Origin of the sequence: Pseudoduganella plicata (genome assembly GCF_004421005.1) — a bacterium.
Taxonomy (GTDB): domain Bacteria; phylum Pseudomonadota; class Gammaproteobacteria; order Burkholderiales; family Burkholderiaceae_D; genus Rugamonas; species Rugamonas plicata.
On record NZ_CP038026.1, the window covers coordinates 5430846 to 5454716 of the forward strand.

A 23871-nucleotide genomic window follows, 5' to 3' on the forward strand; every position below is an offset into this window, starting at 1 on the left:
CCCGGGCAACCGTCGCCCGCGCAAAGATGCGACATTTTAACGGACAACGGGCCAAACGCTCGGTCGTTTTTGTCGCTTACCCTCTATAATCGAGCAAATTTCTCTTCCAGCCATGCACTCCGATCCAGCCCTTCAGCACGACATTTCCTTACGTCCCTTCAACACCTTCGGCATCGACGCCCGCGCCCGGCTGTATCTGCGCGTGGCGTCGGATGCCGAGCTGCAAGCTGCTTTGGCTGACCCGGAGTTGGCCCGCCGCCCTCGTCTGGTGCTGGGCGGCGGCAGCAATGTGCTGCTGACGGGCGACTTTCCCGGCCTCGTGCTGCACATTGCCAGCACGGGCAAGGAGGTACTGCCGGGCGACACGACCCACGTGCACGTGCGCGCGGCGGCAGGCGAGAACTGGCACGCCTTCGTCCAGTGGACCTTGGCGCAGGGCCTGGGCGGCCTGGAAAACCTGGCGCTGATTCCCGGCACGGTGGGCGCTGCTCCTATCCAGAACATCGGTGCCTACGGCCTGGAGACGAAAGACGTGTTCCACAGCCTGACGGCCTTCGATCCCGGTACGGGCACGACGATGACGATGGACCGCGCGGCGTGCCGCTTCGGTTATCGCGACAGCATCTTCAAGCAGGAAGCGGGACGGCACCTGATCATCACCAGCGTGACGTTCGCACTGCCGCGCGTCTGGCAGCCCAATCTGCGCTACGCCGAGCTCGCCAACGCCGTGGCGGAGCAGGGGTTCGACGCGCCGACGGCACGCCAGATCGCCGATACCGTCATCGCCGTGCGCCGGCGCAAGCTGCCCGATCCGGAGGTGATCGGCAACGCGGGCAGCTTCTTCAAGAATCCGGTCGTCAGCGCCGGGCAGTGCGCCAGCCTGCTGGAACGTTTTCCCACGCTGGTACATCACCGCCAGCCGGATGGCTCGGAAAAGCTGGCGGCGGGTTGGCTGATCGACCAGTGCGGCTGGAAAGGGAGGAGCCTGGGTGCGGCCGGCGTCTACCCAAGGCAGGCGCTGGTGTTGGTCAACAACGGCGGCGCGACAGGAGCGGACGTGCAGCGGCTGGCGCGCGCCATCCAGGACGACGTCGAGGCGCGCTATGGCGTACGGCTGGAGCCCGAGCCCGTGTTCGTCTGACCGGCTGAGTCGTCCGCGCTGACGGCCCGGTTGCGCCCGCCACTTTTGGCGGCATACAGCGCGCGGTCGGCGCTGGCGAGCATGTCGCCCTCGGCCATGTCGGGCGCCGGCACGAACGTGGCGATGCCGATCGACATCGTAACGACCTTGTGCGTCGACTGCGGGTTCTCGATGCGCAGGTCCTCGAGCTGGCGCAGGCAGTCCTCCGCCACCTTGCGGGCGCCGGCCGCGTCCGTGTCCGGCAGCACGATGGCGAACTCCTCGCCGCCGTAGCGGGCGGCCAGGTCGGTGGTGCGCTTCAGGCACGATGTCAGCACTGCCGCTGCCTTCTTCAGGCACAGGTCGCCCGCCATATGGCCGAAGGTATCGTTGTACATCTTGAAGCAGTCGACATCGCACATCAGCAGCGACAGCGGGCGGCGCTGGCGCTGGCCGCGCTGCCATTCGCGCTGGATGGTCTCGTCGAACAGGCGCCGGTTGGCGATGCCCGTCAGGCTGTCCAGTGCGGCCAGCTTATGCAGCTCGATATTCGCGTCCGCCAGGTTTTTCTGGCTCTCGCGCAGGAAGCGGAATGCCTCATCGCGCTGCAGCCGGCTGATGTACGCACCCGAATGGTAGCGCACGCGCGCCAGCAGTTCCAGCCGGTCGGGCAGCTTGACGAGGTAGTCGTTCGCGCCAACGGCAAAGCCCAGGGCCTTGAGCTTCGGTTCCTCCTTGGCCGACAGCACGATGATGGGCACGTGCCGCAGCTTGTCCATGCCGCGGTAGGTGCGGATCAGGTCGAAGCCGTCGACGTTGGGCATCACCAGATCCTGCAGGATGACGGTCGGATGCAGCCGCAACGCGCAGTCGAGTGCCTGGCTGGGGGCGGTAACGAAATGAAATTCGATGTCGGGTTCGTCGGCCAGCATGCGCCGTACCGCTTCGACAACCAGTAACTGGTCGTCCACCAGCAATACGCGCACCTTGAAGGTGGTCAGGGGCAGTTCCAGGTCCGCAGCGGCGGAGATTTCCTGCGACATCGGCGCTCTCTAGTCTGACCGCTCGGCTGCATGGCAGGGCCGGGGCGGTCCGTTGATCGGTATTGCTCATCGGCCTCCCAGCGCACTGCGCAGGAACGGGCCGATCTTCGGTAATGGCAGCGTCAGCTGCGCCGCGTCGAGTTCGGCGGCCGCGCGCGGCATGCCGTACACAGCGCTGGTGGCCTGGTCCTGCGCCACCGTCGTCTTGCCCGCCTGTCGCAATGCCAGCAGTCCTTCGCCGCCGTCGCGGCCCATGCCCGTCAGCAGGATGCCGATGGCGTCCTGCCGCCAGTGCTGGGCGACGCAGCGGAAGAATACATCCACCGAGGGGCGGTAGGCATACTCCCTCGGCACCGCATCGTACCCCAACTGCAATTTTTCATCCAGCTTCAGATGGTCGTTGCTCTTTGCAACCATCACTGTGCCACCCAGCAGCTTGTCGCCATGCTCGATGGCGCGCACCGGCATCACCAGCTGGTCGGCCAGCCATTTGACGAAGTGGTCGGCGAAATTCTCGTCGATGTGCTGCACGACGACGACGGCGCAGTCCGGCGGGGCACGCCAGCCAGCCAGGATCGTGGCCACGGCGACCGGACCGCCGGTGGAGGCGCCGATGGCGACAAGCGATTGCACGCCCGGACCTTTGTGCTCGGGCGCGGCCGCGGTGGCGCGCGGCAGCATGGCCTGGCTGCCGCCACTGTGGCGGATCAGCTTTTCCATCGTGCGCAGCTTGGCCAGCAGCTGGCCGCCGCCCTCCGCCTGGCCGGCCAGCATCGGCGTGGCCGTCACGTCCAGCGCACCCGCGCCCAGCGCGCGGAACACCTGGTTCACGCTGTCCTGCGGCCGGCCGGTGACGATCAGGATGGCGCATGGCGACTCGTCCATGATGCGCCGGGTTGCTTCCACGCCGTCCAGTTCCGGCATGTTCAGGTCCATCAGCACGAGATCCGGCCGGTTTTCGGCACACATGCGCACCGCTTCCAGGCCCGTGCGGGCAATCCACAGCACCTGGTGGTGAGGCGTGGCCGCGATGACGCGGCGCAGCGCCTCGGCCGCCATCGGCACGTCGTTGGCGATGCCGATCCTCATCGCCCCCCCTTCGCGACCGGCGTGGCGTACCCGGTCATCGGTGTGGGTCTCCGATCAGGTCGCGTACGGCGTCGAGCAGCGTCTCGTCATGGAAACTGCCCTTGGTCAGGTAGTAATCGGCGCCCGCGGCAAGGCCGCGCGCCCGGTCTTCAGGGCGGTCCTTGTACGACACGATCATGACCGGCAGCTTGTGCAAGTGGATGTCCTTCTTGATCAGATTAACCAGTTCGATGCCGTCCATGCGCGGCATGTCCACGTCCGTGATGACGAGGTCATAGTCCCCCGAGCGCACGACGTTCCAGCCGTCCATGCCGTCCACGGCGATGTCCACTTCGAAGCCGCGCCCGGCCAGCAGCTTGCGCTCCATTTCGCGCACCGTCAGCGAGTCGTCGACGACGAGGATGCGTTTCATTCTACGCTGCGTGGCCGGATCGGCGCGCGCGAGTTGATGCAGGCCGCCTTCGGCCAGCAGCTTCTCGATGGACAGCAGCAGGTCCGGCACGTCCAGCAGCAGTACGGGCTTGCCGTCGTTCAGCAGCGCCGCGGCGGAGATGTCGCGCAGCTTGCCGAAGACCGGTTCGATGCTCTGCACGGCCAGGCTTTGTTCGCCGCGGATGACGTCGACCACCAGGCCATAGCGGCGCGCGCCGCTGCCGATCACGATCACCGGCAGCAGTTCGTGGTGCTCCATGTCGCCCAGCTCCAGCACCTGCGCCGACGATACCAGGCCCAGATGCTCGCCATCGAGGTCGAAGAACTGCTTGTTTTCCAGCGTATGGATGGCCGACTGCGGCACCTGCGCTACCCGCTCCACCTTGACGATGGGGATGGCGTACGCCTCGCCGCGCACGTCCACCACGAGCGCGCGCACGATCGATTGCGTCAGCGGCAGCGTGATGAAGGTGTGGAAGCCCAGCCCGGGCCGCGACTCGATGCGCACCGTGCCGTTCTGCTGGCGGATCGTGTCCTGCACGATATCCAGTCCCACGCCGCGCCCGGAGATCTCCGTGATGTCTTCCTTCAGGCTGAACGCGGGCAGGAACAGGAATTCCATCAGTTCCGGGATCGACATCGCGTCGGCCATCGCCCCCGTCGCCATGCGGCGTGCCACAACGGCCGCGCGGATGCGCTCCGGATCGACGCCGCGGCCATCGTCGACGATGTCGATATTGAGCATGCCGCCGCGGTGGCGGGCTTCCATCACGATGGTGCCGCAGACGTCCTTGCCGGCCGCGGCGCGCTCGTACGGCATTTCCAGCCCGTGATCGACGGCGTTGCGCAGCATGTGATTCAGCGGATTTTCGATGCGCGCGAGGATATCCCGATCGACCAGCGTGTCTTCGCCGCGGATCTCCAGCCGCACATCCTTGCCCAGGGCACGGGCCAGGTCGCGCACCATGCGCGGGAAGTGCTGCACGCCATCGCGGAACGGGCGCATGCGGATCGCCAGCACTTCGTCCACCAGTTGCTGCGAGACGTTCAGCAGGCGCCGCTCGTAGTTCTCCATGTCGGCGATCTGCGCCAGCGTGGTCTGTTTCAGCGGCTGGCTGCGCTGCAGCACCAGCGCCGCCTTCTCCTGCAGGGCCGCGTCGCCGTTCTGGGCGATGGCGTCGCGCAGGTCGTCCAGGGCCGTCAGCAGTTCCGACTGGCTGCGCTTGAAGCGTTGCATCGTATCGATCAATGGCCGCATCTGGTGCGCGCCGATGCGGCTTTCGCTGGCCAGCGACAGCAGCCGGTCGCCCAGCGGCGCGGCCTTGGCATGGGCCGGCCGCGCTGGCGCCATTGCCGCATCCGGTGGCGGCACGTCCCGCAAGGCCGCTTCAGGGAAGGGCGCTTCAGGCAGGGCCGCTTCCGGCAGGGCCGCTTCTGGTCCGGGCGCCGCTGGCGGCATTGACGACATTGCCGGTGCCGGCGCCGGTTCCAGCGGTTCGGGCAGAAACGCGATACCGGCGATCGCGTTCATCGTGCCGGTGATCGCGCCCTGGCTGGCGGCCAGCCAGGCCGGCACGTCGCTTTCTTTCAGGTGGGAGCACTGCACGATCAGGTCGACGCCGGCCAGCAGCACGTCGACCCGGTTGGGCGTGAGACGCAGCTTGCCGTGCTGGGCTGCGATAAAAGCGTCCTCCATGCCGTGCGCCAGCTGCACGATCACGTCCAGTCCCACGATGGCGGCAGCGCCCTTGATGGAATGGGCCGCGCGCATCATCGGCTCGATGGCACTGCCGCGGTTGTTGGCTTCGTTGCCGCGTTCCAGTGCCAGCAATCCGTCCGTCAGCGCCTGCGTCTGGCTCTCCGCTTCCATGCGGAACAGCTCCAGCATGGAAAAACCGCTCAGGTCTTCCGGCTCGCTCATCGCAACGTCCTTGCCAGTTGATGACCGACCAGCCCCACGTCCAGGCAGCCGATGCGCAGGTCGCCTTCCGGCAGCACGCCGGTCAGGAAGCGCAGCAGCCCTTTGTTGATCGTGGCGGCCGGCGCCTGCACGCGGCCGGACGCATAGCGCACGATGCCATGCAGGTCCGCCACCGGCAGCGCGTACGCCTGCTCTTCCCACTGCACCAGCAGCAGGCGTGCGAATGTGTGTCGATCTTCGCGGCTCGTGCCGCCGTCCTCGGCGATGCCCAGCACTTCCTGCAGCGCCACGCATGGGTACAGGCGACCGCCGATGTTGACGATGCCGCGCAGGCCGCGCGCGTTCCGGTGTGGCACCTTGTGCGGGACGGTGTGCGGCGCGATGCGCACGAACATGGCCGTCGGCAGCGCCAGCCATTCGCGGCCGATGCGGAACACGACGGCCGACGCGTCGAGCCTTTCCTTTTCCACCTGCGGCGCGCGGAAGTGCTCGGCCCAGCCGTGCAGGTACACATCGTCCACGGCACGCGCCAGGTGCTGCCGGGCCGCCCCGGCATACTCGCCGCAGTTGCGGCAATGGGCATGCTGCGGCAGCAGGTCGCAGCTGCGGTCGCCGGCGACGCCGATGCGGCTCCAGCAGCCGGCGCCGTGTTCGCCGGCAGGCGAAAGCGGGGTTGCGCCGGAATTGTCGATAGGGGTCATGGGTTGGCCTTGCTGGTGTTCTGGCGCCGCCACACGCGGCCCGCCCGGGCCTTCAGCGCGGCCGCGCCGGCGGCGTCGCCGCGCTGGCCAGCCAGCAGGGCGAGGTGGCACAGCGCGTCATAATGGTCGGGGCGCAGGTAGATGCAGCGGCGCAGGTGCTGCTGCGCTTCGTCAGGCTGGTCGCTTTCGCACAACAGCCCGAGCAGAAACCAGGCGTCCGCATTGTCCGGCTGCTGCGCCAGCACGGCACGGCATGCGGCCAGTGCTTCGGCGAGGCGGCCCTGGTCGGCCAGCTGGCGTGCCAGTGGCAGGTCGGCGGCTGGCGCCAGGGCCGTCATCGGCGCTTCAGCCGAGGTTGCAAGGGCGGCAGGCACCGGCCGGGCGCGAACGGGACGCGGCGGCGCAGGCGCGGGCGCGTGCGCCGGCGGTGGCGCGGCCCGGCGTACGGGTGGAGGCGAAGCCGCGCCTTCGGACCGGGGCAGCGGCAGGTTGGCCCACGGCGGTGTCCCGGCATCGGTCCGCGCCGCAGTCTTGCGCAGCGCGAAGGCCTGACGATAGGGCAGGGGCGTAAAGCCATTGCGCGTGAACGATGGGACCTCGGCGTATCCCGCCAGCAGCACGCCGTCGTCCGTCAGCAGCGCGGCCAGCCGGGCGATGGCGGCCGCAGTCGTTTCATCGTCGAAGTAAATCAGCAGGTTGCGGCAGAAGATCACGTCGTAGCTGCGCTGCGGTGCGATGTCGCTGCTCAAGAGATTACCCTGGCGGAAGCGCACGCGCCGGCGCAGGCCGGGGTCGATCGCGTACAGGTCGCCGCCAGCCGGCGTGAAGTGACGGTCGCGAAACGACAGGTCCTTGCCGCGAAAGGCGTTGCGTCCGAATACGCCCGACTCGGCGCGGGCAATGCAGGCCCATGACAGGTCGACGGCATCGATGGCGAACGCACTCGGAGGCACGCCGGCGTCGCACAGCGCCATCGCCAGCGAATACGGCTCCTCGCCGGCGGCGCAGGGAATCGACAGCATCCGCACGAGGCGCGCGCCACCTGCCAGGCGCACGCGGGCGAATTCCACTGCGACGGCGAAGGCCTGCGCATCGCGGAACAGCCAGGATTCCGGTACGACCACCAGTTCGGTCAGCGCGGACAGTTCGGCCGGGGTCAGGTGCTCCACGTAGGCGTCGCGGTTCATGCCGGTGGCCGCCATGCGCTGGCGCACGGCGCGATCGACCGTGGTGCGCGACAGGTTCAGGCCCGTAGCCTGGCGCAGGATCGCCAGCGCGTTCACGTCGCACCATCGGGAGGGAAAAGCGCCGCGCGCAGGTCGGCCGGCAGCAGGTGTTCCGGCTGTACCAGCTGGACGAAGCCCTGGGCGTCGCGCGCCATCGGACCGAGGAATGGCGCGGCGCGTACGCCGCTGGCATGGAGCGACGCCTCGCTCACGTCCTGCACGCCGATGACGCGCTCGGCCAGCAGGCCCAGGGCATGCACGGCGCCGTCCGGACCCGGATAATCGACCAGCAGGATGCGCGTGTCCACCTGGCGCGCTGCCGCCGGCGCGCCGCTGCTGCGGGCCAGGTCGATAACGGGCACGCTGGCGCCGTGCAGGTTCATCAGGCCCGCCACGGCGTCCGGCGCCAGCGGCACGCCGGTCAACGCCATCAGGGGCAGTACCTGCCGGATCGTCGCCAGCGGCAGGCCATAGCGGTCGGCGCCGATGTGGAACACGAGCAGCTTCATGACGGGCTTCCAGGCGCGGCCGTCTAGACGTTCACCGCGAACGTGGCGACGGAGGTCTGCAGGTCGCTCGCTGCGTACTGCAGCTGGTGCACGGCCTCGCTGGTGGCTTTCAGCGATTCGACCGTCTGCTGGGTGGCGTCGTTCAGCTGCATCATGGTTTCCGTGATCTGCTGGGCCCCCACGGCCTGCGACTGCATCCCCTGCAGCACCAGGTCGAACTGCGGCGCCAGCTTTTGCACCTGGTCCATGACGCTCGAGAGCTGGTCCGTCACGCCGCGCACTTCGCCGACACTGCGGCGGATCTCCTCGGAGAATTTGTCCATGCCCATCACGCTGGCCGAAACGGCCGACTGCATCTCCTTGAGCATCTGCTCGATGTCCCACGTGGAAACGGAAGTCTGGTCGGCCAGCCGGCGGATCTCGGTGGCGACGACGGAGAAGCCCCGGCCCGCCTCGCCGGCCTTTTCCGCCTCGATGGCCGCGTTCAGCGACAGGATGTTGGTCTGGTCCGCCACCTTCGTGATCGTCGTCAGCACGCTGTTGATATTCGACGCCTTTTCCGACAGCGCGGCCAGCTTGGCGTTGATGGAATCCGTGGCGGAGACCATGTTCTGCATCGTCTGGTCCATGCGGCGCAGGTTGTTCTGCGCTTCGGCCGTGGCGGACGTCGTGTAATCCGCCACCTCGGTGGCGCTTTCCATCGTTTTCAGCAGCTGGCTGGTGTTGGAGGCGATCTCCTTGGTTGTGCTGAGCACCTCGACGCTGGTCTGCGCCTGCTCGACGCCCGTCGCTTCCTGCTCCTTGGCCGATGCGGCGATCTCGGTGGCCGACGTCGTCACCTGGATGCCGGCCTTCTGCACGTTGTTGAGCAGCAGGCGCAGGTTGTCGAACATGCGCGCCAGGCCCTGGCCCAGCTGGCCGATCGCGTCGTTGCCGGTGATCGTCACCTTGCCCGTCAGGTCGCCGGATGCGGCCTTCGACACCACCTCCAGCAGCGCGTCCACCTTGGCGCGCAGTTCGTTCGTGCTGGCGCGCTCGCGTTCCTGGTTGTCCTGCACGGCCTGCGCCATGCGGTTGAATTGCTCGGAGACGTCGCCCAGTTCGTCGCGCGAGACGATGTCCGCGCGGGCACTCTGGTCGCCGGCGGCGATGCGGCCGACGACGGTCGTCAGGTTCGTCAGCGGCGTCATGATAGCGCGCGTCAGGACGAAGACGATGATCATCGACAGTGCGATGCAGACGGCGCCACCGGCTGCCAGCAGCGTGGTCATGTTGCGCTGCTGGGTGGCTGCTGCCTCGGAGCGCCGCGCCAGCAGCGCGTTCTCGTCGGCACGCGCTTCGTCGAGCACCTTGTTCAGGGCCACGATGAGCGGGCTGCCCTGGGCCAGTTGCGGCATCTGGCCGATCGCATCGGCGGCGCCCGGCGTCTTGCCCAGTTCCTGGCGCCGTGTGACCTGCGGCTCCAGCGTCGTGCGGATCCAGTGCTGGACTATGCCGTCGAGCTTCTGGATACGCTCAGCCTGGGTCGGATTGTCGGCGACCATTTTCTTCAGCGCGCTGATGCTCGCCGGCAGTGCCCCGAGCTGGTCGCGTACTCTTGCCAGGCGCGCCGGGTCGCCGGTCAGGTAGTACCCGCGCGTCTCCGATTGCAGTCCCATCAGGTCCAGGCCGACGCGGTCGATTGCATGCAGTGCCTGCATTGTGTGGCGGTCCCAGTTGTTCGCCTCGGACAGGCGCGCAAAATTGTTGTAGGCCAGGATCAGCAGCAGCAGGATGATCGCCAGGATGGCGGCGAAACCCGCGTACAGCTTGTTTTTGATGCTCAGGTCTTTGATCATTTTGTCTTCCGCATCAGGACGAGTTTGTGTCGGTTGCAATGTAACATTTTTTGCGGTGTCGACGACGCCTGGGACGCGCCTGCGCCCGCGGGCAGGGGATTGCAAATTTTACAATTCCCGATAAAAAAAGGCTGCCGAGCGGCAGCCTTGCGCTGGGAGCGGCGCGATTACGCGCCGCGCTTCAGCCGGGCGTTGGCGGCGATGCGCATGCGCAGCGCGTTCAGCTTGATGAAGCCGGCCGCGTCGGCCTGGTTGTAGGCGCCGCCGTCTTCGTCGAACGTGGCGATGGTCTGGTCGAACAGCGAATCGGTCTTCGAATCGCGCGCGACGACAATCACATTGCCCTTGTACAGCTTGACGCGCACCCAGCCGTTCACGGTGGCCTGCGTGTGGTCGATCAGCGTCTGCAGCGCCAGGCGCTCCGGTGCCCACCAGTAGCCGTTATAGATCAGCGAAGCGTAGCGCGGCATCAGGTCGTCCTTCAGGTGTGCCACTTCGCGGTCCAGCGTGATCGATTCGATGGCGCGGTGGGCCTTGAGCATGATCGTGCCGCCCGGCGTTTCATAGCAGCCGCGCGACTTCATGCCGACGTAGCGGTTTTCCACCAGGTCCAGGCGGCCGATGCCGTGCTTGCCGCCCAGGCGGTTCAGCTCCGTCAGCACTTCGGCCGCGCTCATGCGCTTGCCGTTCAGCGCGACGATGTCGCCCCGCTCGTACTCGATGTCCAGGTACTCGGCCTCGTCGGGTGCCGCCTCCGGCGACACGGTCCAGCGCCACATCGATTCTTCCGCTTCCGCGCTGGGGTTTTCCAGGTGGCGGCCTTCGAACGAGATGTGCAGCAGGTTGGCGTCCATCGAGTATGGCGCGCCGCCGTTCTTGTGCTTCATGTCGACGGCGATGCCGGCGTCTTCCGCGTACTTCAGCAGCTTCTCGCGCGACAGCAGGTCCCATTCGCGCCACGGAGCGATAACCTTCACGCCCGGTTTCAGCGCATAGGCGCCCAGCTCGAAACGCACCTGGTCGTTGCCCTTGCCGGTGGCGCCGTGCGAGATCGCATCGGCGTTCGTTTCGTTGGCGATCTCGATCAGGCGCTTGGCGATCAGCGGACGGGCGATCGAGGTGCCCAGCAGGTATTCGCCTTCGTAGACGGTATTGGCGCGGAACATCGGGAACACGAAGTCGCGCACGAATTCCTCGCGCACGTCGTCGATGTAGATGTTCTCCGGCTTGATGCCGAACTTGAGCGCCTTGGCGCGCGCCGGTTCCAGCTCCTCGCCCTGGCCCAGGTCGGCCGTGAACGTGACGATCTCGCAGTGATAGTTATCCTGCAGCCATTTCAGGATGACGGAGGTATCCAGGCCGCCCGAGTAGGCCAGCACCACTTTTTTAATGTCGCTCATTTGCTATTCCAATCTACGCTTAAATTTGTACGGACAGGTGTGCGGGACCCGCATCGTTTCCGCGCCGGCGCATTCTGATGGAGTGCGACGGCCGCGGAAAGCCGGCGCCGCACCCGATCGGCGCAGCGCCGGCGTGGCACGGCATCAGCCGTCGATGCGGCCCAGCAGCAGGTATTCGATCAGGGCCTTCTGGATGTGCAGGCGGTTTTCCGCCTCGTCCCAGACGACCGATTGCGGCCCGTCGATGACGTCGGCCGCCACTTCCTCGCCGCGGTGGGCGGGCAGGCAATGCATGAACAGCGCATCGGGCGCGGCGCGCGCCATCTTGGCGCTGTCGACGATCCAGCCGTCGAATGCCTTCAGCCGCGCCGCATTCTCTTCCTCGTAGCCCATGCTGGTCCAGACGTCCGTGTTCACCAGGTGTGCGCCTGCGCAGGCGTCCGACGGGTTGTCGAACTGCGTGTAGCGGTTGGTGGAGACGAGCGACATGTCCATGTCGTAGCCCTTGGGCGTGGACACATTGACGTGGAAGCCGAACACCTCGGCCGCCTGCAGCCACGAGTACAGCATGTTGTTGGCGTCGCCGATCCAGGCCACCGTCCTGCCGGCGATGGGACCGCGGTGCTCGTAGTACGTGAAGATGTCCGCGAAGACCTGGCACGGGTGGTGTTCGTTCGTCAGGCCGTTGATGACGGGTACGCGCGAGTGGGCGGCAAAGCGTTCGATGATGTCCTGGCCGAAGGTTCGCACCATGATGATGTCGCACATGCGCGACATTACCTGGCCCGCGTCCTCGACCGGCTCGCCGCGGCCCAGCTGCGAGTCGCGCGTGTTCAGGTAGATGGCGGCGCCGCCCAGCTGGTGCATGCCGGCTTCGAACGACAGGCGCGTGCGGGTCGAGTTCTTCTCGAACACCATGACCAGCGTGCGGTCAATCAAAGGGTGATAGATCTCGTAATTCTTGAACTTGCGCTTGATGACGTGCGCGCGCTCGATCACGTATTCGTATTCCTCCAGCGTGAAATCGGAAAACTGGAGGTAGTGCTTGATCTTGTTTTGGGTAGACATAGTCACAACTTATTACCAGGGATGGGTGCCGGGGGCGCCCCGGGGGCCCAGCTTAGCGAATCAATTATATGATGTTTTCAATAGATGGTGGCCGGGCTGGCGGGGTCCTGGCTGGGCGCGACGAGGGGTAGCTCCAGCGTGAATGTCGTCCCCGCCGGGCTGCTGGTCACGCCGATCTGGCCACCCAGCAGCGACGTGACGATGTTGTAGCTGATCGATAACCCCAGTCCGCTGCCGCCCTGGCCCAGCTTTGTCGTGAAGAACGGATCGAAGATGCGCGACAGGTGTTCCTGGGCGATGCCGCCGCCGTCGTCGGCAAAGACGACCGTCACCCGCCCGTCCACGGGCGGGCGCGCGGTCAGCTTGATATGGCCGTTGGCGCGGCCGTCGAACGCATGCAGCAGCGCGTTGTTGATCAGGTTCGTGACGACCTGGCCGAACGGGCCGGGGTAGCTGTCCATGACGATCCCGTCCGGCACCTCGCAGGCGATGCGGTGGCCCGATGCGCGGATGCGGTTCATCATCGTCGCCACGATTTCGTGCGTGACCTGCTGCAGGTTGAACATGCGGCGCTGCTCCGTGGTGCGGTCCACGGCCACCTGCTTGAAGCTGGCCACCAGGTCGGCCGCGCTGCGCAGGCCGCGCATCACCAGTTCGGATGCCTTGCGCGCATCGTTGATAAACGCTGTCAGCTCGGAGCGCCGCAGGCCGGGTCCGTTCATGGTCTTCTCCAGTTCCTCCGTCTTCTGCTCCAGCGTGCTGGCGATCAAGAGGCTGTTGCCGATCGGCGTATTCAGTTCATGCGCGACACCGGCCATCAGCGCGCCCAGCGCCGCCAGCTTTTCCTGCGATACCAGCTGCGACTGCGCCTCCTGCAGCTGGCGGTAAGCCTGCGCGTTGTCCAGCGCGATGGCGCCGTACGCGCACAGCGTGCGGAAGATCAGCCGTTCGCGCTCGCCGTAGGAGTGCGCCTGTGGCGACTGTACGCTCATGACCCCCAGCACCCGCTCGCCCAGCAGCAGCGGCACGTACAGCGCGCTGGCTGTCGAATCGGGCAGGGGGCCGCGCACCGGCAGGACAGTCGCGTCCTCGATGTAGACCTCGCCGCGTTCGCGCACGCAGCGCGCGCACCACGCGGTCGTGTCGTCCAGGTCGATGCGCCTGTGTACCATCGGCGCGCCGCCTTCGCGTACGAAGGCCGGCACCAGGGCGCGCCCGCCGTCGAGCAGGTAGACGGCGAACACGTGCGGCGCCAGCAGCGCCTGCACGTAGCGGTCCAGCACTTCGTAGACGGCGCCGGCGTCCAGATGGATCGTGATTTCCTGGCCGATGGCGGACAGGTGCTCCAGCGTCGCGCTGGTTTGCTGCAGCAGTTCGGCGCGGCGCGCCTCCGACATTGCCAGCTCGCGATGGTGCATCCCTTCCGCGCGCGCCTGCTCCGTTTGCTGGTGCACCTGCATGGCGATGGCCCGGCCCGTCGCTTCCTGGCTGTGGGTCTTTTCATGCGCCACGCTGGCTGCGCGCGCCATCTCGTAGGCGTTGCGGTAGTCCTCCAGCCGCGCATACTCGGCCGCCAGCGCGTCGAACAGGTCGCCCGGCACTGTATAACCCTGGATCGTCGATGCCGTGTGCAGCGCGCGATGCAGGTAATGCAGCGTCGCGTTCGCCTCCGTCATGCCATCCGGCGTCGGCAGCGCGTGGCGGTCGCCGGCGCGGCTGTGGATCAGGGCCAGCACGCGCAGCCCGGCGATATGGTTGTATGCGTTGTGGTGGCCGTGGGCCAGCTCCACGGCCTGCTGCGCCAGCACGAGGGCCTCGGCGGGCCGGTCCAGGAAGCACAGCGCATGGGCCTGGCCTCGCCGCGCCACCATGCGGAAGTCGGCCTGTTCCAGCACGTCGGCGCGCACGGCCAGGCGCTCGAATGCATCCAGCGCGGCCGCATAGTCGCGCCGCGCCAGGCACAGGTCGCCCTTGTACTGCAGCGCGATGGCATACAGGCGGCTGGCGGCGTAGGGCTGCAGGATTTCCAGCGCTTCGTGCAGCAGCTCGTCGGCTCCGTCCAGCCGGCCCAGGCGGCGCACCGTGTCGGCCGTGTGCAGCAGCGCCGCGCCGATGCTGCGCGGCCAGCCCGTGGGCCGCGCCAGGTCGAGCGCGCGCTGCATCCACTCCAGCGCGGAATGATGATCGTTCAGGTTGGAGAACTTTTCGCCGATATTGGTGGCCGCGATGATGGCCGCACGGATCTGGCCCGTCTCCAGCGCCGCTTCGTAGGTGCGCAGGTAGAAGCCCGCGGCCCCGCCGAAATCGCTGCTCTGGCTGGCTGCCATGCCGAGGAAGTCGTTGATCCAGCAGTCGAGGGCGGGGGGCGCGTCGTCGGCCAGGTCGAAGCGGTCGCCCCACCGTTCGCGCGCGCTGCCGATATCGCGCAGCACGGCCCAGCGAGCGCTGGCCGCATCGGCGATGGCTTCCCGTTCGCTGTCGCCGCCATCGCGCGCGGCCTGGGCGCAGCGGGCCAGTTCGGCGTCGCGGTACAGGTGGTCGCCGTTGTCCACGGCGATCCAGGCGCGCAGCCAGTGCGTGTCCGCGCAGCCGGCATGGTCGCCCAGCCCGCGCAGCAGGCACAGCGCCTCGTCGGCCAGACGTTGTGCCGTTTCCAGCTCGCCCATCAGCCAGGCCACTTCGGCGCGCAGCAGGCGCAGGCGCCCGAGGGCGGGACGCAGGAAGTCTTCGGCCGCGACCGGCGGCAGCAGCGCTTCCGCCTCGTCGGCCAGCGCCACGGCGCGCAGGCTGTCGCGCTGGCGCAGGTGCCAGGCCAGCGGCAGCAGCACCGGCAGCCGAGCGGGACCCCGCAGCGGCAGCAGGGCCAGCTCCCAGTGTGCTACGTCGGTCTCAAGCGCGAACATCTGCATGGCAGGCCCCGGAACGGTGGTCAGGCTAGTAAAGGGTTTGCGCGGATTCGTGCAGCAGCTGGCCGTACAGCTCATGCCGCAGCGGCGCGATCTTGCCGGCGGCGAGGGCGTCCAGGATGGCGCATTGCGGTTCGACGAGATGGCGGCAATTGTAGTATTTGCAGCCGCCCAGGTAAGGCTGGAAATCGCGGAAGGCCCGTTCCAGCATGCCTTCGGACAGGTGGTACAGGCCGAACTCCTGGAAGCCGGGAGAATCGATGACGCTGGCGCCGCCGTCCAGATGATACAGGCGCGTAAACGTCGTCGTGTGCTTGCCGGTATCGAGCTTGGCGGAGATCTCGCGGGTGGCGATGTCCGCATCCGGCACCAGCAGGTTGATCAGCGTCGACTTGCCCATGCCGGACTGGCCGATCAGGATCGTCGACTGTCCCTGCAGCAGCGGCGCCAGCGTGGCGATCGCATGCTCCGGGGCGGCGGCGGCCGAGACTTCGTGCACCGGATAGTCCATCGCCTCGTACACTTTCAGGCGCGTGCGCGCCGCTTCCAGGCCGTCCTGCACGTCCACCTTGTTCAGGATCAGCCGCACGGTGATGCCGGCCGCCTCCGCTGCCACGGTGGCGCGCGATACGAGGTCGTCAGAGAAGCTGGGTTCGGTGGCCACGACGATGAACAGCTGCGTGACGTTCGCCGCCAGCAGCTTCGACTTGTACTGGTCCGAGCGGTACAGCAGTGTCCTGCGCTCCTGGATTTTATCGATCACCGCCTGGTCGGGCGAGGTGGCCGTCACGTCGACGATGTCGCCCACGGCCACATTGGTCTTCTTGCCGCGCGTGACGCACTGCACGTGGCTGCCCTCGACGTCGGCCAGGTAATGGCGGCCGTGTGCGGCGATGACGATGCCGCTCTTCTGTGTTGCCTTCATTGGACCGCCATGTTCAGGTGCCGGATGCGGATCGAGGCCGGCGGGTGGGAATCGTAGAACGCCGAGTGCAGCGGATCGGGCGTCAGGGTCGAGGCATTGTCCTCGTACAGCTTGACGAGCGCGGCGACGAGATGCGCCTTGTCCGCATGGCGCGCGGCAAAGGCATCGGCCTCGAACTCATGCTTGCGCGAGCCGAGCGAGGCCAGCGGCGAGAACAGGAACGTGAACACGGGCAGCACCAGCATGAACAGGATCAGCGCCAGCGCGTCGTTGCTCTGGCCGGGGACGATCAGCGGGGACACGCCCAGGCCCGTGTAGAACCAGACCTGGTTCTTCAGCCAGCCGAGCAAAGCGAGGAACGCCAGCGACAGGGCGAACATCATCGCGATGCGCTTGACGATGTGTTTGAGCTTGAAGTGGCCCAGCTCGTGCGCCAGCACCGCTTCGATTTCCTGCGGCGCCAGGCGCGCCAGCAGCGTATCGAAGAACACGATGCGCTTGTTGGCGCCGAAGCCGGAGAAGTAGGCGTTGCCGTGGGCGCTGCGCTTCGAGCCGTCCATGACGAACAGGCCTTTCGACGCAAAGCCCACCCGCCCCATCAGGCCCTCGATGCGCGCCTTCAGCGACTCGTCCTGGAGCGGCGTGAACTTGTTGAACAGCGGCGCGATCACGGTGGGGTAGAGCACCATCACCAGCAGCTGGAAGCCGCTCCACACCAGCCATGTGTAGAGCCACCACAGCGCGCCTGCGCTCTCCATCAGCTTGAGCACGACCCACAGCAGCGGCAGGCCCAGTGCGGCGCCCAGCAGCACGCCCTTGACCATGTCGGCAAAGAACAGGCCCGGCGACATCTTGTTGAAGCCGAAGCGCGCCTCCAGGCGGAACTGGCGGTAGTAATCGAACGGCACGTCGATGGCGCCGGAGATCAGCGCGAAGGCGACGATCAGGCCGAGCTGATACGCCATGCCGCCACCGGTAGCGCCGAACACCTGTGTCGAGAGCCACTGCAGGCCGCCCAGCAGCGTGAAGCCCACCAGCACGGCCGCGTTGACGAACATCGTGACGATGCCGAACTTGGTGCGGGCCACGGTGTAGTCGGCCGCCTTGCGGTGTGCTTCCAGCGAGATCTTTTCGCTGAACTCCGCCGGCACGGCGTCGCATTGGGCCAGCACGTGGCGGATCTGGCGCGACGCGAGCCAGAAGCGCACCGCCAGCATGGCGACAAGGAAGCCGGCAAACAAAATCGAAAACGCGTGTGAATACATTCTATGCCTGTGAGAAAATGGCGCTCTGTTTAGGCCAAGAGATAATTATGTCACAAGAGAACGAAACTACCGCGCCGCAGCAAGCCGCTCAGCGTCCGAATGAAATGAACCTGGTCTGGGTCGATATGGAAATGACGGGCCTGGAGCCCGACACCGACCGCATCATCGAGGTGGCCATCGTCGTCACCGACATGCACCTGAACGTGCTGGCCGAAGGTCCCGTGATGGTCATCCACCAGTCCGATGCGACCCTCGATGCGATGGATTCCTGGAACAAGGGGACGCACGGGCGCTCGGGCCTGATCGACAAGGTCAAGGCATCCACGGTGACGGAAGAGCAGGCCGAGGCGGAACTGATCGCCTTCATGAAGCAGTGGGTCCCCGCCGGCAAGTCGCCGATGTGCGGCAACACGATCGGCCAGGACCGCCGTTTCATGGTGCGCTACATGCCGAAGCTGGAAGCGTTCTTCCACTACCGTAATGTCGACGTGTCGACGCTGAAGGAACTGTGCCGCCGCTGGAATCCGGCCGTCGTTTCCGGGTTCAAGAAGGCGCAGAAGCATACGGCATTGGCCGACATCCTCGAATCGATCGAAGAGCTGAAGTATTACCGCGAGCACTTCATCAAGCTGTAAGCGCGCGACGACGGCAAGCAGCGGGTATGCGGACTTTGCGGCTGCGCATGCCGTCGCAGGTGTTGACAGTCGGGTTCGATCGGGATTGCCTCGGAGCAGGTGAGCCAATCGAATCAATGACTTGGCCGCATGGCACGGGTGTTGCAGAGTTGGCTGCGCAGTACAACCTGTTCTTCACCCAACCCGGAGGCTTGCAATGAAACTCTTCAGCAAATTGGCCGCCGCCGCGGTGTGCGCGCTTGCCGCGTCCACCGCCAGCGCGGACTTCCTCGACAGCCACATCTCGTTCCACAACGACGTCATCTACCACAGCTTTATCCTCGAGCAATCGGGGGGCCTGACGGCGTGGACCGATTCGTACGGACTCGATCCCGCCGACCCTGCCAACTTCGATCCGATCGTGTCGCTGTGGCGCGAAGGCGTGCTGGTGGCGTCCAATGATGACAACGACTCCATCCGTCCGGGCGAGCAGGGCATCTACGACGCCGGCTTCATCGCCTACGGCCTGACACCGGGCTCGTACCTGTTTACCATCAGCGCCTATGACAACTTCGCGCTGGGCACCACGCTGGGCGCGGGCTTCCTGCGCGACGGCGAGACGCCAATTGTGCTGGCCAACTGGTGCGAGCCGGCCGGCGTCTGCAATCCGGGCGAATTTGTCCGGCTGAACTGGGCGGTGACGCCCGTGCCTGAACCCACCACGTGGGCGATGCTGGCGGCCGGGCTGGCGCTGGCCGGCGCGGCGGCACGGCGCCGACGCGGCTGAACTCAGCCTGCTGGCCCTGCCGGACACGTGCCGAGGGGCCGGCAGTGGGAAGCGGTCCCCGGACAGTCGCCAAATCTTACAGCGGTGTCGGCCTGGCTGATAGTGCCGTAGGAATTCTCCCAACTTTTCAAGTACTTGGACCAGCTGCCTGGACGTGGCACGGTTGTTGCAAAAGTGACTGCGCAGTCATTCACCACCTCAACAACGGGAGCGCTTATGAAACACCTCTGCAAGTCCGCCATTGCCATCCTGTGCGCCAGCGCCGCGTGCCTGGCGCATGCGGATTCCTTCGAGGCCCAGATCGCCTATCACAACGATGTCGTCTACCACACGATCACACTGATGCAATCGGCCAACCTGCTGGCCTGGACAGATTCCTACCAGGACGGCACGAACTTCGATCCCATCGTCGCCATCTGGCGCGATGACGTGCGCCTGGCGGAAAACGACGACGCACCCTGGGTCGGCCCAGGGCAGACCAAATACGATTCCGGCTTCGGCCTGTTCGGGCTGGAAGCGGGCACGTACGTGTTCACCATCACGGCGTTCGATAACTTCTCCAACGGCGGATTATTGAGCGCCGGCTTCGCGTTCGACAGCCAGGACCCCATCCCGCTGAGCGAGTGGTGCGAGCCGTCGAACCACTGCGGGATGGGACCCGCGGTCAGGCTGAACTGGACGGTGACACCGGTGCCGGAACCGACGACGTACTCGATGCTGGCGGCCGGGCTGGTGCTGGCCGGCGTGGCGGCGCGGCGCCGGCGCGGCTGAGGTGGGGAGGCGCCTGCCCCGGGCACAGGCAGGCGCCTTTTCAGGCGATTGGTGTTTCCGAGCGCGGCTTACTGTTCCGCGCCGCAGCACTTCTTGAATTTCTTGCCGCTGCCGCAAGGGCAGTCGTCGTTGCGGCCGACCTTCGGCTCGTCGCGCTTGACGGTGCCGACGGGCGCCTTGCTGCGCGGTACCCAGAACTTGTGGATTGCCGGCAGGTTGGCCTCGATCTCCAGCGCCAGCTTGTGCGCCTTGACCGGGTCTTCCACTTCCGGCAGCTCTTCTTCCTTGATCTCGTCGGCGCCCAGCAGGTAGATCGGGCGCATCAGGTCGCCAATCTCCGAATCGAAGATCTCGTCCCACGAGCCAGGGCGCAGTTCCATCCCTTCCCAGAAGCCCCAGCACCACGCTTCCGCGTCGATCAGCGTCTGGCCCTCGTGTTCGTGCTCGACGAACAGCGGCTCGAATTCCTTCGGCGCCACTTCGAACGTCACCAGCACTTCGTTCATGAAGCGCATGATCAGGTTGACGATGCGCTCTTCTTCCTTGCCGTTCTTGAATTTCGGCGCCTGCTTGCCATCTTCGCCCCACACGCGCGGCAGCCATTCGGACGGCATGACGGTTTCCGGCCCGATGGCGATGGCCGTCAGGTAGCCGTGCAGGTGGTCCATCGTCATCGAGTCTTCCGGGCTGCGGTCGCCCAGCAGGAATTGATCCAGTTCGTCGAAATCTTTTTCGGAGAGGGGCTGGTCGAGTTGCATGATGTGCTCTGTTCTGTTCAAAGTAATCCGACAGTATACGCCCTGCGCCTTACAATGGCGACATGACGCAGCCAGACGACACTACCCTACATCCATTCGCCGCCCTGGACCCGGACCGGGTGCTGGACGCACTTGCCAGCGTGGGCCTGCACGGCGACGGCCGCCTGCTGGCGCTGAACAGCTACGAAAACCGCGTGTATCAGGTGGGCATCGAGGACGGCAAGCCCGTGGTCGCGAAATTCTATCGTCCGGGGCGGTGGAGCGATGCCGCCATCCTGGAAGAACACGCATTCATGGCGGAACTGCAGGACAAGGAAATTCCCGTGGTGCCGGCGCAGATCCTGGACGGCCGCACGCTGCACGAGTTCGAGGGCTATCGCTTCGCCGTGTTCGAACGCCATGGCGGCCGGGCGCCGGAACTGGATCGTCGCGACGTGCTGGAGTGGACCGGCCGCTTCATCGGCCGCATCCATGCCGTCGGCACCGCGCGGCCCTTTGCCGAACGCCCTGCGCTGGACGTACAGACGTTCGGCGTCGAATCGCGCGACTACCTGCTGGCACAGGGCTTCATTCCCCCGGAACTGGTGGACGCGTATCGCACTATCGCCGACCAGGCACTCGACGGCGTGCGTCGCTGCCATGACCGGGCCGGCGACGTGACGCTGTTGCGCCTGCACGGCGACTGCCACGGCGGCAACGTGCTGTGGACCGACGCGGGCCCGCACTTTGTCGACTTCGACGATGCACGCATGGGACCGGCGGTGCAGGACCTGTGGATGATGCTGTCGGGCGAGCGGGGCGACATGGTGCGCCAGCTGTCCGACATCCTGGCCGGCTACGAGGACTTCTGCGAGTTCGATGCGCGCCAGTTGCATCTGGTGGAAGCGCTGCGCACGCTGCGGCTGATGCATTACGCCGCCTGGCTGGCGCGGCGCTGGGACGATCCCGCGTTCCCGGCCGCCTTCCCGTGGTTTAACACCCAACGTTATTGGCAGGACCGCATCCTCGAATTGCGCGAACAGGTGGCGCTGATGGACGAGCCCCCGCTGTGGGCCGCCTGATGCCGGGCTGACAATGCCGCGGCGCCGCCCAATCCGTGAATTGGGCGGGAAAACCCGTTCTGCTCGCCCGCTTGGCGTCTGCGGACGAGCCTGATAATGGGAACTCGGAAATCCATTCACGAGAACCCCATGCACGCACAACTGGCACCATCGCTCCAAGCTGACTACTCCGCTGCTCTGCCGGAAGACGAGGCATTCGAGGTCGTCGCGGCCATGGACGACGACGGCAAGCCGAACCGTGCCGCCATGGAAATGCGTGCCATCCAGCAGGCCATCGCCCGCGTGGAAGCGGAGGCGAAGGCCGCGTGCGCCGCCGAGAACCGCGCTCACGCCGAAGCGCGTGCCCGTTCGCTGGCGGAAGACCGGGCCGCGATGGACACGGCCGCGGCTGCCGTCGCACTGCAGAACGCACAAGCTGCCGAGGACTCGATTGCCGCCAACCGCGAGCGCCTGGAAAGCCTGCGCGCCGCGGCCCAGGCCAGCGTGGCACGGCTGGAAGCGGTAAAACAGGAAACGGCGGAACTGCGCGCCCGCGTGGAAGCGGACAACCAGATCCGCCAAGCCGCCGAGGCACGCGCCCGCGCCGAAGAGGAAAGCCGCCGCCGCGCCGCCGAGCAAATGGAAGCGGAAGCGCAACTGGCCGAGCAGGCGTCGCGCGCCGCCGACGAGCTGAAAAAGCACACCGAAGCGGCGCGCATGCAGGCGGCCGAGCGGGTCGCCGCCGTGCAGGCCGCGAAGGAAGAGGTCGTCGGCATCGCCAGCGCCGATGCGCGCATGGCAACGCTGGCGCGCGAGCGCGAGCGTCAGGCCTACGGCGCGCGCCGGACGGCGCAGCAGCTTGTCGAAGTGGAGGCCGAAGCGCTGGAAGCGACGCGCCAGCGCGAGCGCGCCGACCAGGTCGCGCTGGAATCGGCCTTCAACCGCGCCGCCGCCGAAGTGCGCGCCGCCGAGGAAGCCCGTGCGCTGGCTCACCTGGAGCAGGAACGTGAAGCGATTGCGCTGGCGAAGGCCGAGTCCGACCGCAGCGCGGCCATGTCGCTGCACATGCGCCTGCAGACCGAAAAAGAGATCCGCGATGCCGCCCAGCACCGCGAGCGCCTGGAAACGATGGCCGCCAACAACGCGCAGGCCCGCCGCGATGCCGATGCCCGCATCATGGCCGCAACGGAAGCACGGCTCGATGCCGACCGCGAACTGTACGTCGTCGCCCAGGGCCGCCTGCAGGCCGAGCAGCAGGCCGAGCTGGAAACCCGCGCCCGCGTCGAAGCGGAAGCCGTGGCGACGGAACAGGCCCGCCTGCGCCGTGCCGCCGAGCAGGCCGCCGCCGAGGCCGCCCGCCTGGATGCGGAAGAACACCAGCGCGCCACCGTCATCGCCGGCGAACAGGCAGCGCAGCAGCGCGCCGCCGCAGAAGCGGTGCAGGCCCGCAACGATGCCGAAATGCGCGAATTGACCCTGTTGACGGAACACGCCGCCGAGCAGGAAGCCGCCAACGCCGTCGCGCAGGAAAAAGCCGGCCAGGCGGCTCGCCTGCTGGCCGCGGAACAGGCCCGCGCCGCTGCCGAACGCTCCGCCGTGGAAGCGCTGAAGACGCGCCTGGCGGAAGAGGAGCGTGCCGCTGCCGCTGCCGAAGCGCGCGCCGCCGCCGAGCGCGAACAGGCCGCAGCGTTTGCCCGCAATGCCGCCGCCGAGGCACTGCGCCAGAACGCCGCGCAGGAAGAAGCGGCCGCCCTGCGCGCGCTGGCCGAACAGAACGAAGTGGAAGCGCAGCAGAAAAGCCTGGCCGCCCAGGCCGCCACGGCCCAGGCGCGCCTGGCGGTCGAACTGTCGGAAGTGCACAAGGAACGCGCCCGCGTCGAGCAGGAAAAGGCCGCCGCAGCGGCGGCCCTGCTGCAGGCCGAGCGCGAGTACGTACAGAAAGAACAGCATGCCAAGGCGGTGCTGGAAACCCGCCTGGCGCAGGAGCAGGCCGCAGCGGCGGCCGAAGAGCGCGCCGCCCGCGCCATCGAGAACCGCCTGGCGGCGCAGGCCGCCGCCGTGCGTGCCGTGGAAGAACGTGCTGCGGCCGAAGAACAGGAAGCCGAAGCGGCACGCCTGCAGGCGCAAGCGGAACAGGAAGCCGCCCGTGCCGCGCAGGACAAGGCCGCCCGGCAAGAGGCGCTGATGGCCACCGCGCAAGCCCATGCGGCGCTGCAGCGCAAGGCCGCCGACGCCGCCCATCTGCTGCTGGTGGCCAAGCGCAAGCAGCTGGACGCCGCGGCTTGAGAGTCGCAGGGGTCTGTCCCCGCGACGTGATGGCTTGAGCGCTTGCAGGGGTCTGTCCCCGCCAAGTGATGGCCTGAGCGCTCGCCAGCGGCGGGCTCAGGGGACCGACGCCGGTTTTTGCAGTACGTCTCGGGCGAATCCGGGACTGTCCCGGAAAGCGCCGACTAACCGG

The 23871-nt window shown here is 66.9% G+C and carries 19 protein-coding genes; 6 read left to right on the forward strand and 13 right to left on the reverse strand.

Translation table 11 applies throughout. From position 1 onward, the window contains the following. Positions 1-112 precede the first annotated feature (112 nt). Positions 113-1141, forward strand: coding sequence for a UDP-N-acetylmuramate dehydrogenase (gene murB / locus E1742_RS23930; RefSeq protein ID WP_134387565.1), 1029 nt, complete (start codon positions 113-115; stop codon positions 1139-1141). On the opposite strand, the gene E1742_RS23935 is transcribed toward murB, so the two are convergent. From E1742_RS23935 to E1742_RS23990, 12 genes are all read right to left on the reverse strand, one after another. Continuing rightward, on the reverse strand, positions 1102-2163 hold the full coding sequence (locus E1742_RS23935) for a diguanylate cyclase (RefSeq protein WP_134387566.1): 1062 nt from the start codon (positions 2161-2163) through the stop codon (positions 1102-1104). The genes murB and E1742_RS23935 overlap by 40 nt on opposite strands. A gap of 66 nt (positions 2164-2229) precedes the next feature. Beyond that, on the reverse strand, positions 2230-3252 hold the full coding sequence (gene cheB / locus E1742_RS23940) for a chemotaxis-specific protein-glutamate methyltransferase CheB (RefSeq protein WP_134387567.1): 1023 nt from the start codon (positions 3250-3252) through the stop codon (positions 2230-2232). A 34-nt stretch (positions 3253-3286) separates the two neighbouring features. Continuing rightward, the gene (locus E1742_RS23945; protein ID WP_134387568.1) at positions 3287-5605 is read right to left on the reverse strand and encodes a hybrid sensor histidine kinase/response regulator; all 2319 of its coding nucleotides are present in this window, start codon (positions 5603-5605) and stop codon (positions 3287-3289) included. Further along, on the reverse strand, positions 5602-6306 hold the full coding sequence (locus E1742_RS23950) for a chemotaxis protein CheW (protein ID WP_134387569.1): 705 nt from the start codon (positions 6304-6306) through the stop codon (positions 5602-5604). Before E1742_RS23950 ends, E1742_RS23945 begins: the two co-directional genes overlap by 4 nt. Next, positions 6303-7589 carry a CheR family methyltransferase gene (locus E1742_RS23955; RefSeq protein ID WP_229466281.1) on the reverse strand — a complete coding sequence of 429 codons (1287 nt, stop codon included), beginning with the start codon at positions 7587-7589 and terminating at the stop codon, positions 6303-6305. The genes E1742_RS23950 and E1742_RS23955 overlap by 4 nt, the downstream gene beginning before the upstream one ends. Further along, positions 7586-8041: a chemotaxis protein CheW gene (locus E1742_RS23960; protein ID WP_134387570.1), complete on the reverse strand. Its 456-nt coding sequence runs from the start codon at positions 8039-8041 to the stop codon at positions 7586-7588. The genes E1742_RS23955 and E1742_RS23960 overlap by 4 nt, the downstream gene beginning before the upstream one ends. 23 nt (positions 8042-8064) lie before the next feature. Beyond that, positions 8065-9879: a methyl-accepting chemotaxis protein gene (locus E1742_RS23965; RefSeq protein WP_134387571.1), complete on the reverse strand. Its 1815-nt coding sequence runs from the start codon at positions 9877-9879 to the stop codon at positions 8065-8067. A 167-nt stretch (positions 9880-10046) separates the two neighbouring features. Next, on the reverse strand, positions 10047-11279 hold the full coding sequence (locus E1742_RS23970) for an argininosuccinate synthase (RefSeq protein WP_134387572.1): 1233 nt from the start codon (positions 11277-11279) through the stop codon (positions 10047-10049). 144 nt (positions 11280-11423) lie between these two features. Then, complete coding sequence (gene argF, locus E1742_RS23975) at positions 11424-12347, reverse strand: ornithine carbamoyltransferase (protein ID WP_134387573.1); 924 nt, start codon at positions 12345-12347, stop codon at positions 11424-11426. Positions 12348-12424: 77 nt separating this feature from the next. Beyond that, a complete protein-coding gene (locus E1742_RS23980) occupies positions 12425-15256 on the reverse strand; it encodes an ATP-binding protein (RefSeq protein WP_134387574.1) in 2832 nt (943 codons plus the stop codon). 25 nt (positions 15257-15281) lie between these two features. Next, on the reverse strand, positions 15282-16178 hold the full coding sequence (gene rsgA / locus E1742_RS23985; protein ID WP_134387575.1) for a ribosome small subunit-dependent GTPase A: 897 nt from the start codon (positions 16176-16178) through the stop codon (positions 15282-15284). After that, the gene (locus E1742_RS23990) at positions 16175-17443 is read right to left on the reverse strand and encodes a M48 family metallopeptidase (protein ID WP_134387576.1); all 1269 of its coding nucleotides are present in this window, start codon (positions 17441-17443) and stop codon (positions 16175-16177) included. Before E1742_RS23990 ends, rsgA begins: the two co-directional genes overlap by 4 nt. A gap of 47 nt (positions 17444-17490) precedes the next feature. Between E1742_RS23990 and orn the strand changes: the two genes are divergently transcribed. The 3 genes from orn (at position 17491) to E1742_RS24005 (ending at position 19615) form a co-directional block, all read left to right on the forward strand. Next, the gene (orn, locus tag E1742_RS23995; RefSeq protein WP_229466282.1) at positions 17491-18078 is read left to right on the forward strand and encodes an oligoribonuclease; all 588 of its coding nucleotides are present in this window, start codon (positions 17491-17493) and stop codon (positions 18076-18078) included. A gap of 196 nt (positions 18079-18274) precedes the next feature. Continuing rightward, positions 18275-18844, forward strand: a complete 570-nt coding sequence (locus tag E1742_RS26470) for a DVUA0089 family protein (protein WP_206076706.1) — start codon at positions 18275-18277, stop codon at positions 18842-18844. 216 nt (positions 18845-19060) lie between these two features. Further along, positions 19061-19615 carry a DVUA0089 family protein gene (locus E1742_RS24005; RefSeq protein ID WP_134387577.1) on the forward strand — a complete coding sequence of 185 codons (555 nt, stop codon included), beginning with the start codon at positions 19061-19063 and terminating at the stop codon, positions 19613-19615. Positions 19616-19683: 68 nt separating this feature from the next. Here E1742_RS24005 and E1742_RS24010 read toward each other — a convergent pair whose 3' ends face one another. After that, positions 19684-20373 (reverse strand): UPF0149 family protein, encoded by a 690-nt coding sequence (locus E1742_RS24010; RefSeq protein WP_134387578.1) that lies wholly within the window; start codon positions 20371-20373, stop codon positions 19684-19686. A 62-nt stretch (positions 20374-20435) separates the two neighbouring features. Between E1742_RS24010 and E1742_RS24015 the strand changes: the two genes are divergently transcribed. Both E1742_RS24015 and E1742_RS24020 read left to right on the forward strand, forming a co-directional pair. After that, the gene (locus E1742_RS24015; RefSeq protein WP_134387579.1) at positions 20436-21434 is read left to right on the forward strand and encodes a serine/threonine protein kinase; all 999 of its coding nucleotides are present in this window, start codon (positions 20436-20438) and stop codon (positions 21432-21434) included. A gap of 129 nt (positions 21435-21563) precedes the next feature. After that, positions 21564-23699, forward strand: coding sequence for a coiled-coil domain-containing protein (locus E1742_RS24020; protein ID WP_134387580.1), 2136 nt, complete (start codon positions 21564-21566; stop codon positions 23697-23699). Positions 23700-23871: the final 172 nt, after the last annotated feature.

Excerpts from the sequence above, each read along its gene's own strand:
- argF (WP_134387573.1), bottom strand. The coding sequence starts at position 12,347 with ATGTCTACCCAAAACAAGATCAAGCACTACCTCCAGTTTTCCGATTTC.
- E1742_RS23945 (WP_134387568.1), bottom strand. The coding sequence starts at position 5,605 with ATGAGCGAGCCGGAAGACCTGAGCGGTTTTTCCATGCTGGAGCTGTTC.
- E1742_RS23935 (WP_134387566.1), bottom strand. The coding sequence starts at position 2,163 with ATGTCGCAGGAAATCTCCGCCGCTGCGGACCTGGAACTGCCCCTGACC.
- E1742_RS24015 (WP_134387579.1), top strand. The coding sequence starts at position 20,436 with ATGACGCAGCCAGACGACACTACCCTACATCCATTCGCCGCCCTGGAC.
- E1742_RS24010 (WP_134387578.1), bottom strand. The coding sequence starts at position 20,373 with ATGCAACTCGACCAGCCCCTCTCCGAAAAAGATTTCGACGAACTGGAT.
- E1742_RS23990 (WP_134387576.1), bottom strand. The coding sequence starts at position 17,443 with ATGTATTCACACGCGTTTTCGATTTTGTTTGCCGGCTTCCTTGTCGCC.
- murB (WP_134387565.1), top strand. The coding sequence starts at position 113 with ATGCACTCCGATCCAGCCCTTCAGCACGACATTTCCTTACGTCCCTTC.
- rsgA (WP_134387575.1), bottom strand. The coding sequence starts at position 16,178 with ATGAAGGCAACACAGAAGAGCGGCATCGTCATCGCCGCACACGGCCGC.
- E1742_RS23970 (WP_134387572.1), bottom strand. The coding sequence starts at position 11,279 with ATGAGCGACATTAAAAAAGTGGTGCTGGCCTACTCGGGCGGCCTGGAT.
- orn (WP_229466282.1), top strand. The coding sequence starts at position 17,491 with ATGTCACAAGAGAACGAAACTACCGCGCCGCAGCAAGCCGCTCAGCGT.
- E1742_RS23980 (WP_134387574.1), bottom strand. The coding sequence starts at position 15,256 with ATGCAGATGTTCGCGCTTGAGACCGACGTAGCACACTGGGAGCTGGCC.
- cheB (WP_134387567.1), bottom strand. The coding sequence starts at position 3,252 with ATGAGGATCGGCATCGCCAACGACGTGCCGATGGCGGCCGAGGCGCTG.
- E1742_RS26470 (WP_206076706.1), top strand. The coding sequence starts at position 18,275 with ATGAAACTCTTCAGCAAATTGGCCGCCGCCGCGGTGTGCGCGCTTGCC.
- E1742_RS23965 (WP_134387571.1), bottom strand. The coding sequence starts at position 9,879 with ATGATCAAAGACCTGAGCATCAAAAACAAGCTGTACGCGGGTTTCGCC.
- E1742_RS24020 (WP_134387580.1), top strand. The coding sequence starts at position 21,564 with ATGCACGCACAACTGGCACCATCGCTCCAAGCTGACTACTCCGCTGCT.
- E1742_RS23960 (WP_134387570.1), bottom strand. The coding sequence starts at position 8,041 with ATGAAGCTGCTCGTGTTCCACATCGGCGCCGACCGCTATGGCCTGCCG.
- E1742_RS23950 (WP_134387569.1), bottom strand. The coding sequence starts at position 6,306 with ATGACCCCTATCGACAATTCCGGCGCAACCCCGCTTTCGCCTGCCGGC.
- E1742_RS24005 (WP_134387577.1), top strand. The coding sequence starts at position 19,061 with ATGAAACACCTCTGCAAGTCCGCCATTGCCATCCTGTGCGCCAGCGCC.